This is a genomic window from Brumimicrobium sp. (assembly GCA_023957385.1).
GTDB lineage: Bacteria > Bacteroidota > Bacteroidia > Flavobacteriales_D > Crocinitomicaceae > Brumimicrobium.
In genome coordinates, this window is sequence record JAMLGZ010000001.1 from 2509033 (window position 1) to 2525153 (window position 16121).

Annotated in this window: 8 protein-coding genes; all 8 read left to right on the forward strand. The window is 35.2% G+C overall.

Annotation, left to right across the window (positions count from 1 at the left end; translation table 11 throughout):
* Positions 1–43 precede the first annotated feature (43 nt).
* The 8 genes from M9897_10960 to M9897_10995 all read left to right on the forward strand — a co-directional run bounded on the left by M9897_10960 (position 44) and on the right by M9897_10995 (position 16112).
* Positions 44–604 (forward strand): hypothetical protein, encoded by a 561-nt coding sequence (locus M9897_10960; GenBank protein MCO5269398.1) that lies wholly within the window; start codon positions 44–46, stop codon positions 602–604.
* A gap of 25 nt (positions 605–629) precedes the next feature.
* Complete coding sequence (locus tag M9897_10965; GenBank protein MCO5269399.1) at positions 630–1475, forward strand: hypothetical protein; 846 nt, start codon at positions 630–632, stop codon at positions 1473–1475.
* A gap of 70 nt (positions 1476–1545) precedes the next feature.
* Complete coding sequence (locus tag M9897_10970; protein ID MCO5269400.1) at positions 1546–2853, forward strand: hypothetical protein; 1308 nt, start codon at positions 1546–1548, stop codon at positions 2851–2853.
* Positions 2854–2896: 43 nt separating this feature from the next.
* Positions 2897–4408, forward strand: coding sequence for a DUF4431 domain-containing protein (locus M9897_10975; GenBank protein ID MCO5269401.1), 1512 nt, complete (start codon positions 2897–2899; stop codon positions 4406–4408).
* Between the two features lie 35 nt (positions 4409–4443).
* Positions 4444–5277 carry a hypothetical protein gene (locus M9897_10980; protein MCO5269402.1) on the forward strand — a complete coding sequence of 278 codons (834 nt, stop codon included), beginning with the start codon at positions 4444–4446 and terminating at the stop codon, positions 5275–5277.
* A 102-nt stretch (positions 5278–5379) separates the two neighbouring features.
* Positions 5380–7095 (forward strand): hypothetical protein, encoded by a 1716-nt coding sequence (locus M9897_10985; protein ID MCO5269403.1) that lies wholly within the window; start codon positions 5380–5382, stop codon positions 7093–7095.
* Positions 7096–7105: 10 nt separating this feature from the next.
* The gene (locus tag M9897_10990) at positions 7106–13894 is read left to right on the forward strand and encodes a hypothetical protein (GenBank protein MCO5269404.1); all 6789 of its coding nucleotides are present in this window, start codon (positions 7106–7108) and stop codon (positions 13892–13894) included.
* 16 nt (positions 13895–13910) lie between these two features.
* Positions 13911–16112: a hypothetical protein gene (locus M9897_10995; protein MCO5269405.1), complete on the forward strand. Its 2202-nt coding sequence runs from the start codon at positions 13911–13913 to the stop codon at positions 16110–16112.
* The last annotated feature ends 9 nt before the right edge of the window (positions 16113–16121 follow it).

Here is a 16121-nt window from a genome sequence, read left to right on the forward strand (position 1 = left end):
CAACTCTACTTTAAATTTGTAGAAACAATTAAAACTTAATACTATGAACGGTATTTTATCACAAATAATATCATTTTTTACTAATCTATTTATGCAAAAACAAGCTCAAAAAACTCAGGAAGCTGCTATGCAACAAGCACAGCAGTCCATGGCAAATGCTCAACAAATGATGAACAATGCTATGCAAAATCCATACGCTCAACAAGCTATGGCAAATCAATCTCAGCCCAATATGAACTTCGGAGCTTTTCCGGGAGCAAATATGGGAAATCCTTATGCAGGAACTTCTGCACAAGTAGTTAATGGAGACGTTGCCTCTAAAGTACAAGCGCATGCTTTACTTCTTGGAGAACTATTCCAAAATGGCGCAGATGCAAAAGCTACTATATTATCTAAAAATGTTTTAGCTGCAAATTATAATGGGATGGGTGACGTGTGCGAGTTACAAGTACAAGTTACACCAGAAGGACAAGCTCCATTTAATGCTACTATTTCGAATGTTTTTACTTCTCAAATTATGCCTAAAATAGAAGTAAATAACATGATATCCGTGAAATACGATAATAATAATCCACAACGCGTATGTTTTGTGGGGGCACTTTAATTGCTAACCCTAAAATTTAACTAACATGAATTCTTTTATAAAAAAATTTGCAATTGTTTTTGTAGCTGTATTTATAGCATCCTTCTTTATGGTAAAATTAGGAGCTATAGGCGTGGTTTTGTTTATTGTAGTCCTTCTTGGAGGAATGTTTTGGATATTCAAATCTATGGGAGGAGGTATGTCGAATTTATTGAAAGGGGAAGATATTCCTAACGGAGTCCCTGCTACAGCAACAGTAATCAGCTCACGCCAAGGAAACATGCGTATATCAATGGGAGTGCAACAATCATTTCAATTGATCATTGAAGTAAACGTAACTAATGGCCAAGAAACTTGGCCTGCAACTATCAAAGCAATGATTCCTTTAACGCAAGTAGGTGTTTTCCAGCCAGGAGTATCTTTCTCAGTAAAATATGATCCGAATAATAGAAGTAGAGTGATTATAGATCAGTCCGCAGGACAACAGCAGCAACAACATACCACGCATGTACCTGGAGTAGGAGATTATACTACAGCAATGAGACAACAAGGAATGGCAGCTGCCCCTATTGAAATAAGTACAAAATTAGCTGAACAATCTACATTAATAAATGAATTATCGGCAAGTCCAAGTGCGATTAAATGTACTGCAACAATCATATCAAGCATCAAATTATATACGAATATTATGCCTGGAGCAAATGTATATAATTTGAAAGTAAAAGTAAACGGAAACACATCTTTTGATGGTGAAATTACCTGTTCTATTGCTGCTGTATCTGAGTATAAAATCGCGAATGGCAAAAACATCTATGTCATATATGACGGAAATAATCCACGACGTTTAGGTCTAACTGGTCTTGATCAGCCTAATTCAGCATACCAAGTTTAATAATCAAGATTTTTAAAATATTTAGTGGGATAAATTCATATATTTATCCCACTAACCAAAAATAAGTACCATGGAAATGCCTTCATTTAATTTAGATTCTACAACTATACAATGGATAGTTATAGCTGTAGTTGCTGTTATAGGTTTTCTAGTTTACCGAAAGTTTAAAGGAAAATCTGACACCAATACAAATCATTTTGATTCTTCTTTTGACGGAAGGAGTACTTCTAATCCTAATCAGGGAGCAACTCAGGGACAAGGCGATCCTTATCAGCAATATTTCAACCAAGCTCAAAAAGGGGGAGGAATGCCTAACATGGGTAACATGATAATAAAGAGAGCTATACTCCTTATAATCCCTATATTTCTTATAATGGGAATTTCCATGTATTTTTCTTTTAGTAAATCTGGATTGAATATTAAATCATTTTTTACTGACAATGGAGACTCCATGGTTCAAGGTAAAGAATTACAAAGTGGTTTCTTTTCAAAAGATGGAAAGTATTTCATTTACACTTCTCAAACCATAGGAATGCGTGGTATATCAGGATATATACAAGCAATTGATTTAAGCACCTCTCAAAAAACTCTCAAGAAAGATTATAAATCTAATGAGATGTTTACTGTTATCCAAGCGGATGAAGAAGGAGCATGGATACGATGTTTTAATTCCGGGGATAATAGATCGACTCCAGCACTATTTGATTATAAAAATGGGAAAATGATATTTTCTCCAGAAGACATCATCAAATTAAATCCTTCTATCTCGCTAACAAATACCTTGAGTTTTCAAAAAAACACAACCACAAAGTCAGGCGTTATCACTGAATCTGAAGATGGATATTATTATTTAATCAACTCTAAAACAGGGAAAGCAGAAAAAATAGATGGGAATTTTGAAAATTTATACCTAGGGGATAGCGATCTTCATCTTTTGATTGGGAATACGCGTGACTACAGCTACAGTGGACAGGGGCAACGAAATAACATTACTATTAATGATAAAAGAACAGGTACCCCCCTAATTACATCTGCAGACAGCTTTATAGATCCAAAAGTTCTAACTTCGGATATTACTGATGATGAGGATGATTATAACTTCAAACCTCTAGAATATAAATCAAATATTTTTGTTCTATCTAATAATGCTACTGATAATAAAGGGCGAATAAAATCAGTCTCCATGTTAGATGCAAAAACATTGGATACAAAATGGACCGTCCTACTCGATCAAATTCAAAACAGAATGGATGCTTGGTATGATAAAGAACGTTTTCACCTAGAAGGGAATATCCTTTATTTTACAAACACAAGTTATTTGTACAAAATCAACATGGATAATGGAGAAGTAGAAGCCCAAATAAGTCTGACAGAATAGGGTTCATCTCGAATATTTAAACAATCATAATATACTGAATAATATGCAAGTAAAACTAGGCATGTTAATACTTCTTATGTCCTTTTCTTTAGCTTCAACAGGACAGAAAGCCCCTAAGGAATTAAAGCGATTTATTCCACGAGGATATACATTTGTTGAAGCAATAGGGGATTTACACACTAATTTTGAAGATATTATTCTACGTTTAAATAAGAAAGGTGAGAATGAGGAAGAAGTTAAACTTTTAATGCTACGCAGAATTAATAAAGAAATCATTCAAATATTTGAGAATTCTCACATCTTATTCCAGGATAGTTACTATGGCGATGCTGGTGCTACAGGAATTTTCTTCTCCCATGATACCTTGACTGTATCAACTATCACGGGTAGTATCAGTTATAAGGAATTTGTTTGGGTTACGTTCGTAAAAAGACCAAACTCTGAATATTATTTTGATTCATATACAACTATCAGTCAGAATTATGGTTTGGAAAACCTTTTTGAAAGATTCAACTATAGCGTAGAAGATATATATGAACTTCATTTTGATGACGCAGATGAAGCAAGTATTAAAGCTATCATACCTAAGTATCAAATAGATATCTCTAATGCTGCAAACGGAATTAAGACTGAAGAAGAAATTACTATTCCCGAAGAGATAACAAACATAATTGATGATAATTGGAGCATTCGGGTATCAGCCAAAGGCGATTTGAATAAAGATATGTATAAGCAGGACTACATACTTCTTCTTCAAAATGACACATTTCCTACCCAAACTGTTATACAGCTTTATCTCCAGCAAAAAGACAATTCGTACAAAAAAGGTCCAGTAAATTCACATCTTTACGATTTTTCGATTTTAAATGACTACCTCTCTCCCCTATTCAGCCATTTGCGTGAAATAAACTTTGAGAATATAAAAATTGATATCCACGAAGGGTCATTTGATATTCATCAACGAGTTCCTGATTTTGATGATTCAGATTTTCAATTGAACGTCGATGAGTCATTCTCATTCATTCCCAACTATACAGACCAAAATTTATCATTTAAATATGATGCTGCCACCAAAGATTGGTATAGCAACAATTATTATTATGAGAACTTCAGCTATTTTGATCCTGCAAACGCATGGGAAAATTGGGAAGAGGGCATAATTGGAAAAAACACATTCGCAGATGTATGTAATTTCCCTAATTATACATTTTATGGTGGTAAAGAAACCATGCTATATGGCACTCTTACAGAAAAAATCTTTTATGGTGAACCAGGTTATGGTGAAACGCCTAAAATAGATCAGAAAATAAAAGTGTTAGTATTGGAAACTGATCATTATGTAAATACCTATCCTATTGCCTATAATGATGACCCAGAAGTTGGTCTGTCCATCAGTCGAGACAATGCAGAATTCCAATTATATTCTGAAAAGAATATTGATTTCAAAAAATACCTTGGAAAGAAAGTTGCTCTTACTGGGCATTTATATCCACAGGTAAATGCACATCAATTTACACCTGTGATTATGGTTGTAGATAAAGTGAAATTAAAATAGAAAATAAAGGTACACAGTCACATATGAAAAATCAAATGAAAAAAATGTTCACAAAACTACCTTGGATGCTAGTCGGTAGCTTACTATTAATTACTTGTGCTCACAATGATAATATTTCTGAAAATGAAAATTTACTTGACACACTTGTAACAGGAACAACTGATAATATTGAGGAATTTATTGATTTCCCCTCGAACATTAGGATGATACTTCCCACACAATATCGCAAAGAAGGTACAGGGTATCCTAGAGATGTCGAAGGAAACTCTTGGTTAGAATTCTACAAGGACAAAAAATCAAAACAATGGAAGATAGGGGAAGCCAAACTGAATACCTCATACGGTTTTGATGAATGTGTAGGGTTAGATATAATGATTATTAAATCACAGCATGAAAACGCCATCTTCTTCTTTACACCATTTTCCGGATTAAGTGAGGAATTAGTTACGCTCATTGAAGATAAAAACTTATATCCTACCCAGCAATTAGATATCCTACTAAATGGGCAAAAATTTGAATTCTCAGCACAAGGAAATGTTCTCAATGAAGAAACAGGAAAACCATTCACACAGGATGAAATTAAAGAGAGGTCAGAGGCTGATTGGGTTGGCTCCACTATTCAAGAATATAGTATCCAATATACCACAAACGAAGGTGTTTTTTCTTTAGTCAAAATTCCACTTCTGGAAGGTTCTGATCCTAACATTGTATGGATTGGAGATATGAATGGAGATGGTATTCCAGATCTCATTCTTAACGCCCCTTCATTCTATGAAGGAGAACATACTTACTTCTTCCTTTCAGATCCAACTGACAAGGATGAGCCAATTAAAATGGTGAGTGAGGCAGAAGTAATGAATGACTGCTAAAAAATTTTGAGCCATCCCCTATTTTGGGGGTTTACATTTTTGTAATGACTATTTACTTTTGTTTTGAAATATTACATATAAACTAACATAATTGACATACTATTGAAAGCACACTTTATTTATATCATACTTACCTCATTATTACTACTTCCTGTCTCTACTTTTGCACAAGATTTAGAGAATATAAAAAATGAGAAATCTTTTGAAATTCATGGAACAGTAGGAGCTGGAACTACAGTTTTCACTTCCAACTCTCCTTATCAATATCGAGATCCGTTTGCATGGAATGCCTATGCTGGACTTACCATGAAGATTTACGGAATTGAGCTTCCATTTTCCTTCTCCATTTCTCAATTCAGTAAAAGTTATAGTCAACCTTTCACTCAATTTGGGTTGAGTCCTACTTATAAATGGGTTACACTGCACTTAGGATATAGAAGCATGACATTTTCTCGACTTATTTTTGATGGACAGAACTTCTTAGGAGGAGGAATAGAACTCAAACCCAAATGGTTTCGTTTTGGTGCTTTTGTCGGGCGTTTAAATAAAGCCATCAATGAAGATATAAGTTTAGATCATCATGTTCAACCACAATACTCTCGATTGGGTTATGGTGTGAAAATCGGCTTTGAAGAGAAATTTGGTTCTATAAACATTAACTACTTCCATGCACAAGATAAAACAAGTTCAATCAAAGAAATTAAAGACACTTTGAATCGTATTTTCCCACAAGAGAACACAGCTCTAGGGATGAATTGGTCATTTCGAATTATTAAAGTCATCTCCTTTAAAGGAGATTTTGCGTTTAGCGTACTCAACAGAAATGTATTTTACAACCCACTAGGAACAGTTAATGAATATGAAATTCCAAAATTTCTGACTGCTTTCCAAAAAGTGAATGCAACTACTGTTTTAGGATATGCAGGTAATGCCTCATTGGGCGTAAATCTAAAATGGTTTGGACTTACTTTCGGGTACCGTAGAATTCAACCCGAATATATGTCCTTAGGAACTCCTTATCGTGTTACAGATATAGAAGCATTTTCTGTGATTGGGAATACTTCCTTTTTCAAAAGAAAGGTCTCTCTAAATGCCTCATTTAACGGGCAGCACAACAACCTCAACAAAGTTCTCTTATCTTCAATTCACTCGAAAGTAGGAAATCTAAACATTCAGATTAATGCCACTAATCACTGGAACATTGCTATGGGGACTAACTTTGCACATGTCATCCAAAAAGATGGTTTAGTAAAATTATCTGACAGTATCCGCATGAATCAATTGATGGTTGCCGCTATGATTGCTCCTAGCTACAACATCACATCTGGAACACTCCAACATTCCGTCTCCTCTTCTGTTGGCTACACTAATCTATTCGACTATAATCCTGCTACTTCTAATGATGTTCAAGGAGATAACATCAATGCCTCAGCAAATTATGGAATTCAGTTTTTACGTAAATACTTTGGTTTAAATGTCGGGCTATCTTATAACGTTTATGGTCAAAAGGCTTATCGCTATAACTCTATTGGAACAACGATTGGCGCAAGCACACAATTATTAAAGACACACACACTCAGTTTAGGAGGGAACTTTGGGTATTTCTTCAATAAATCCAACGGGGTGAAAGCAGGAAACAACTTTATGTTTTCAATCAACAGTGGCTATAGTGTAAAGAAACACACCTTTGGTTTGTACGCCAGTTACCTTATATCACCACCTGTCTTACTAAATCCAATGGACAAGATTGATATTGTTCCACATTACGTAAATACTACTAATTTTTCAGCCGGGGTAAACTATAGCTTCAGCTTTTAAAAAAGACATTATGAAAAAGATATTAAATTCAATCAACATGATACAGCGAATTACTCATCTAGCATTAGTATATATATTACTTTCTGCGATTTCTTTAGGATACAGTCAGAGCATCCAAATTACAACTACAGTTATACCTCCCATTTCACCTTATTTGCCGGAATTAACCGCAAAAATGCAAGGAGGTGGTGGAAATCTATCGATTACCGATAAGTTGATCGTGACTGTGAGAAATACAACAAATGCTTATCAAGAAATTAAGATAAATGGGGCAATTGAACGTCAATATCCAGACATGGCTTCTATAAAACTACGCCCGGATTATCATCCTACGATGTCTATAAAGTTATTTCCACAACAACAAATCACATTAACTAAAAAACAACTAGAAGAAGCTTTTGGTCAATTCTACGAAAGTGAATTACTTTTTGATAACATTGACCTCCAAAAAATGAGACTAGACGGTGCAAATTACAAACTTCCAGAAGGAGGATATAGAATTTGTTTTACAGCTTACGATATAGATGATAATATTAGTGCTCAACCTCTCTCCACATCTTTTGGTTCAAACTGCGCTATGTTTAATGTTTGTTATTCTATTGCTGCCTCCCAGTTCACATCTCCTTGGACTTCTTATGTAGATGACGCATATTTTCAGGATTTCACTCCTTTTACGAATCAAATCAGGTTCGATTGGAGTACTCCTGCAACCACTTGTAATTTTGCAACTGGCTTAGTTAACTATCATTTTGAGATTCGCAAATTAATGCCCGGACAAGCTATAAGCGACTATAACTATGCGCCTATTGTTTATCAAACAGATCCTTATGGTCCAGAATCTTATCCAAACTACACAATTATCAATATGGATTTACATCCTAATGTACTCGAGAATGGACAAAAATATATGGCGCGGGTAAAAGCAACTCTAAACATACCACCAAACAGTCCTGTCGAAATTGTAAACAATGGATATAGTGAAATTCTTACTTTCACTTATAGAACAAGCAATGATGAGACACCTGGAGAAGTTGCTCCTCCCACTCCACTTCCTATGACAATTGATGTTTCCAATGTATGTCCCGATATCCCAGGAATTAACGACGCCTCTCCTATTTTTTCGGGAAATTTAGTTGAAGGTGATGAAGTTAGAATAGGAGCATTTACTATGATTGTGAAAAGTGCCACTAAGAATGGAGATAAATACACAGGAAAAGGAGAAATAAAATGGAAACCTTATGGTGCTCAACTTTTACTCGCAGTTAACTTTACTGATATAAAGATTAACCAAGATAAAGAATTAATAGAAGGTTCTGCATTAACCACATGGGATAAATCACTTCCCGGTGATGAGAAATTCTTAAATATGGATTTAGGTGGTTTCATGAATAATATGGGAAATCTTCAAGAAGACTATTTTGATCCTATCAATCAAAAAATAAATCAAGTTGGTCATTATTTACACCAATTAACAGGAAGCGCTCCGGTTGATTTTCCACTAGGACTAAACAATCAAGAATTGGGGAACTCAAATATGACATTAGCCATCATGGGAATTGCCTTTACCAAGGAAGGAACTGATATGCGCATGCTGTTTAATCTTAATATGCCTGATGCTGGTGTTGCCAATCAATGGTTGTCTTTAGCTGGTGCCAAATTCTGTATCAAACCTGATGGTTTCTCTTTCTCAAATGGATTATTGTTTTTACCATCAGACCGTACTATTAATCTAGGAGGGGAAACATTTACCTTACATGGAGCTCAAAGCTCAGATAATACGTTCGAATCTATAGATACTACGGCTACAACTTACCTAAAATGGACAGCAAGCAATGGATTGGACAAGATTTTTGTCAAAGCAGATGTTACGTTACCAAACGAATTGAAGGCTGTAGATCCCGACACACATGAACCAACAGGTGAAAAAGTGAAATTAGTTGCTACTTTCTCTTTTAAGAAATGGGACAATTGGATAGCTAGTTTAAGCACGAATGCTCCATTTGAGATCGATGGATTAGATGGTTTTATAATTAATCCTACTAAAGGAATTTATTATGACCACTCTGCAACTACTAATCCTGCACCAATTAATAATCTCAGCAGCTCAAGTGATAAATGGCCAACAAATGATGCTACACATACTTTTAAGGGTAAAAACAACACTTATCAAGGGTTCTACATGGAAGAATTAGTAATGACTCTCCCTAATACTTTAGTCAAACCAGAATCTGGGACTATGCCAACTATATCTTTCAACAATCTATTCATCAATGGAGAAAATGGGTTATGGGCTTCTATTCAAGCGAATAATCTTTTGAAAAAAGGATATATTGGAGATGATAAAAATAGTGGCTGGGGGGCATCTATAGATGTTATCTCTATTCCAATAAAGAACTCCCTGCCTCAATCAGCTACTATGACAGGGAAATTAAAATTACCAGTTAGCAAGGATGAACTTGGATATACTTGTAATTTAAGTATCTCTTCCGAAGGAGTTGGATTTGAATTTGCCGTTGGTACTACTACAGATTATAACATTAAAATGTGGGCTGCAAGTTTAAAACTTCAGCCTAATACCAATATCAGCATTTCGAAGCAACCAGGAAAAAGTACTGTCTTAGCTGCAAATATTAGTGCTAAAATGGACATTACTGTAAGCGAGCAATCACCTCGATTAGCATTTACAGCATTGACTATTGAGAATATGGTAATCGCCAATAGAAATCCAACTACCAATGAAAATAAATTCTATTTTGATCCAGGAAATATTCAATTTGGTTTATTGAATGCTCTTCCTCCTTCCACTTCAACAGGTTATTTCAATCCATACTATGAAGAAGAAAGGGATTTTAATAATGCTGCACCTGAGTATTTGCTTGCTAGTGGTCCTTCTGCTCCGGCATACTTCCCTGCAGGAGGTGGAGGTAGTACAAGCTCCGAGCCTGTTGCAGGTTCAAACATATCAGGATTTGGAGTGCTCTTGAAAAATTTTGCTCCAGTCATAGATATGCTTGACGATAGAAAAATTGGCTTCAAGTTTACTGTGGGACTTAACTTAGGATTTGGGCCTGTTAAATTAAATAATGAAACAACTCTTGCTATTTACGGTCAATTAAAGGATTTAAAAAATCCTCCTACAAATTTCGAATTAGATGTTAAGAAAATTACTATAGATGGAGATTTTGGACCTGTTAAAGTAAAAGGTGAACTTGAATTCCGAAAGAAAGATGCAACATGGGGAGACGGTATTCTTGGAAATTGTAAAGTAGCCTTTCCTCCCGGGATTAACATCGATGCAGACATTGTTTTCGGACAAGTAAACAATTATTCATATTATGGGTTTGGGGCAAGTGTTTATAGTGCAGCTGGTTTAATTCCTATCGGACCTGTAGTAATTACTGGTTTTGGAGGTGGTTTTTACAATAACATAAAATTAACTACTACCGAGGCATCTGGAACAACTCCTGGAAAAGTCACTATGACGCCAGAATCTGGAGCAATGACTTTCAAAGCTTCTGTTTCATTGTCATATTTAAGTGCCACTGTAATGAAAGCCACTGCCACTTTAACTACTTCAATTTCAGGAAGTGGAGGGATCTCTATGATGCAGATTAAAGGAAATGCTGATTTTATATCTGCTGGAGGTAAAGATGATGAAGGGATTGTCAATGCTAAAATCGATATGACGTATGATTTTGAGCATGATGTATTTGATTTATATGCAAAAGTCACAGCTGGGGTAGGCTCAGTCAAAAGTGGAACAGAAGATGGATTATCTATGGCTGGACCTTCCATGTCTATCCCTATTTGGATGCATGCTGGGTACAATCAAGGTGTAAAACCTGCAAATGAGACATTAGAACAACAAAAAGCAAGACAAAATAATAAAAAGAATTTCGATTTCTGGCTATATGTTGGAAGACCCGACAAAGGTGCAGATACAAAAGGAAATCCTTTTGAAAAGATTGAGGTAACACTCATGAAATTGAATACGCCTTTCCTAAAAGTAGATATTGGTGGTAGTGCATACTTCTGTATAGGATCTGAGCTCCCTCCTTTCCCTGCCTTACCTAGTGTGGTCACAAATGCATTACAAATGAATAACAATAAAGACACATATAACAACTCTGTACTGAGTAAAATAAAAAATGGCGCTGGGTTTATGTTTGGTGCTGAAATCCATGGAAGCATTAATGCTAGTATCGCAATCTTTTACTTGGATATTGCAGCAACATTAGGATTTGACGTTGCCTTAAAGCATTACACGAGCAATCCATGTGGCAATACTCCTATCGGATTAGAAGGATGGTATGCAAATGGTCAGTTATATGCATATTTCTCAGCTGATGCAGGTTTTGAAATAGATTTATGGTTTTGGTCTGGGAAAGTATCTCTCGTTAAGTTAAGTCTTGGAGCTGTCTTACAAGCTGGACTACCTAACCCAACATGGGCTGAAGGAAGAATTCGAATCACGGGGGAAGTATTAGGTGGATTGATTCGTATCAATACGGGATGTGACTTTGCGATAAACAAGGAACAGAAATGTGAGGTAAAAGGAAATCCCCTAGATGATATCGAAATGATTACAGAAGTAGGTCCCGCTGGAGATGAAGTAGATATTTTTGCATATCCGTACGTGGTTTTCTCTATGCCAATGATGCCGGCTGAAAGTATTTCTACCCCAAGTAAAATTGTAAAACTAGAAGTAGATGAACACACAACACGATCTTATAAATTCTTTATTAAAGAAACTTCTGTAAGATATGCGAGTGGTTCAAAATATGAAAAAGAAGTACCTGGTATAACAACTTCCTTAAGTCCTGATGGATATACTTTAACTTTAATCAAAACTAAAGCATTTGATAAGAAAACTAAATTTAATATCTATGTTAAATGCGGTGCATTAGAATTAAAGAATGGACAATGGAAAACACCTACAGGCTTTACTAATACGACTAAATATCCTGAAGGATTTGTTCAAGACTCCTTATTGACTATAATGAGTGGTAATGCGCCTGATAGTATTTCAGAAAAAAATATTGCATATTCCTATCCTGTATTAGGCCAACGTTACTTACTAAAGAATGAATTCAACCGAAAAGGAGTTGTTCGTATCTTCCAATGGGTTGATGATTATTTTGAACTAGAAGGAAAAACACCTAAATATATGGTTGATTATGTTTCAATGGATGGAACTTCTACCTTTAGTACACCGTTTACCCCAAATATTGTAAATGGAACTATGGACTTCACGATACCGTCAGGTCTCCAAAATGGAAAACAATATATGGTATATTTTACAGTACAAGATGCTAATTATGCATCAACATCTGGAACAAAAACCACTAAAACAAGGGATATTGATTTATTAAAAAAATCTTCTATATCACCAGGGGATTTAAGTAGCGGAGTAAAAATACCTATAGGTCCACTTTATCCTAAAATGCCAACCTCTGGTTTTAGTACACAAGTTGATAATGTAACTAAAGAACAAGATTCCATCATGTTACTTGGTCATGCATCATCTACCTTCCAGCCCACAAGTGGCCGTATTATATATATGACTACATTTGGTGTAAGTCAGTACAATACTTTTAAAGCTAAAATGGAATCTTACGGAAATACTTGCTATACGTCAGAGGGTACTAAATACACCTCTTCGGTAAGAAAATTTGATATCTCAAAATTTGAGGATAATGGCAAAAAATATACAGGAAATATTTGGGCGCCATATCAAGATTTTTCATATTATGATTATAACATAGATTTAGACCAAGGTCCTGAAGGTTTTGACATATTCGAGGTGCGCGGTCAAGAGAGAGTATTGGTAGGAGGAGTACACTATATTGTTCCGCCTTTATTCCAAGCTGGAATCAAAAAAGAGGAAAGTTTAACAAATGACTTACAGATGAAGAAGTCTATTTATAATCCTATAAAGTCAACATTCCAATACACATATTATGACAATTATGCTAATTTTGGCTATCCACAAAATCGAGAGGACATCTCTAACGGACAGTGGCCTAAATATGCATTTACATTTGAGAAAACTATCATTAATCAACCTTATTCCTTAAAGAATTCTAGTTATAGTTCTAATTCTAGTTCTAATTCTAATATTTATTTATTCTTACCATTTGAAACTAAGAATCTGGTAATGACGTTTACACGAGATAAGATGTACGCTGAAGATTACGCTTTATTGAAAAAAGCAGCATGGTGTTTTTATTTTTTAAAACCTGACATAGATTTGATAAATACTTTACATCAAACTTTTGATTTAGGATTCTGGTTTAACTATTATTACAACCTTAAGGGGGTGCCACTAAGTGATGCAGTGGATCTTGCTTTCTTAAAAGTACAGAAACAAGATTTAGAGTTTCAACAAATGTTAAATGACTGGAGAGTTCTAGCAACTGGAAATGGTGGTGCTTCATTTAAAATACCGGCAGGTAAAGAAATGGCTTTCTGGGGACTTGATAGCAACTTCAAGACTTACTATGAAAACATAGCAATTAGAATGAGAGGATTTGCTACTATGTTTTTCACTCCATTTAATACTGCACAAAACAGAACGATTGAGTTTACGTATGGCTATAATAGCCTTGATACTCGTTGGTTTAACAATGGGCTATATCCAAATGGAGAATTTAAAAGCACATTATATCCTATCGTAGATTTATACAAAGTGAAAGTAACGAAACCAATGAAAAAAAATCTTCAAATTGTTGGACTAGATGCTCCCCCTAATGCAGGAAATCAATCAGGAACGTTCCATCCCATTATTATTGGGTTTTAAATAAAAATAAAAAATTATGCATTTAAATAGACAGAACATAAAACAAAGTAATAGAGTCCTTATTATTCTAATTAACTTTTTACTTGGAATTTTTACAAGCTATGCACAAGAAAAGCAAGAGACTAATAATAAAGATCAACTTATATTCAATATTGCTGTAACAGCAAAAACATACGAAGATTCTATTGTCTTACGTTGGGGACCTTCCGATCCTATTGCTTGGCGTATGGGTATGGGAAAAGGTTATCAAATTATTCGAGTAGCTTACCTTCAAGGAGGGAAAACCGATACAACAATCTTAACAACTACGGCTATTCTTCCTCAAACTTTGGAGCAGATGAAAGCCACAGCACGTAAGGATGATAAATACATGGCAATTGCAGCACAAGCAATGTATAGCGATCAGTTTAGATTATCGAATGATGCTCCTGAATCAGGAAGTCTAATGGATAAAATCCGTCAAGGAAGTGATATGTTCATGTTGAAATATTATTTTGCGATGCAAACTGCAGATTTATCCAAGGAGGCAGCCAATGCACTCGGATTAAGGTTTGTCGATAAAGATGTAAAAAAAGATGGAGCCTACCAATATATTGTTCTGACAGATACCATTAGTGCTTCATACGCAATTCTACCAGGTACTACGCTAGTTACCAAGAATCAAAAGTTGGATGGGTTTTATCCAGAAGGTTTAGTAGGATTTGGTGGCGACCACAAAGTAGAATTACATTGGTATCGGGAACAAATGATGGGATACACCGCCTACTATGTAGAACGAAGTGATGATGGAGGGGCAACATATCACCGTCTATATGAAGACCCCTTTTACTCTTCCTACGATCCATTAACTGAAACACAAGATAGTACAGGTAATGCTAAAATATATAACTCCATTTTAAAAGATAATCAGATGTTATTTGACAGTATTCCTGAAAACTATAAGGATTATTACTATCGTATTGCCGGTATTGATGCTTTTGCTGATGTTAGTGCTTACTCTCCTCCTATTATAATTCATGGGGTGGATAAGATGCCTCCTGAACCAGTAGTTATTGATTCAGTAGTAAACTTCTATAAAAACCATATCTATTTAAAATGGGTAGAACAAGAAAATGCACCTGATTTACTTGGATATTATGTTGCTCGTGGAAGTGAACCAAAGGGGCCATTCGTTCCATTACATGACGAGCTTTTGGATAAAAATATAAAAAGCTATATTGATACTACCGCCAATGCTTTGGAAAAAATATACTATGTAGTTGTTTCTGTAGATACAGCAAAAAATTTAAGTTATTCCTTACCTCACGTAGGTATTCTGGTAGATAGTATTGCTCCAAATGCTCCACTTAACCTCAGTGGAGCAATGGACACTTTAGGTCACGTTTTATTACGTTGGGACATCAATAAAGAGCCTGACTTAGCTGGATATCGCGTATATACTTCATATAATCCTAACAATGATTTCTCTATTATTACTTCCTATCTCGTGACAGATAATTACTATTTGGATAGTATCTCTACGAGATCTTTAGATCGAAGAGTGTACTATAAAGTCGTGGCTGTAGATCGAAACGGAAATCATTCGACATTTTCAAAAAGTGTAACTGTTGAGAAACCTATTCTTATAGCTCCAACAGCTCCTGTTTCTTCATCTATTTCAACTCAAGAAGAGGGTATCTTCATTACTTGGAACGGTAGCTCTAGTGAAGGAGTGTGGGGATACGAAATTTACCGACGTGACACCGATTCCCATACATTTGATACGATCGCCCACATTCAACGCAAAAGTATTGAAGAGCCTAACTTTAGTTATTTAGACACTTCTGCTTTAGGGAATATTTACTACTTGTATAGTGCTTCCAGTATAGATAGTACAGGACTTCGTTCAAATAAATCTAAGGAAGTCAAAGGATATTTACGCAAAGTGAACACATTCAAGAATATAACTTCATTCACAGCAGAATACGATAAGAAACAAGGCGTAGTAAACTTATCTTGGGTAGCTCCAACACAAAAGGGAAATTATTATTTTGTTATATACCGAGCAGAAGGAGACAAAGCATTAGAATCTATCCGATCTTTAGGAAAAGAGGCTACTTCATACTCAGACACTATGTTGAACAAGAATGTAAACTATCGCTATGCAATTGAGATACGAGAAGAAAATGGGCCGGGAAAATCTCCAGAGAAAAAAGAAGCGAAGGTGAGTATAGATTAAAAGGGTAAG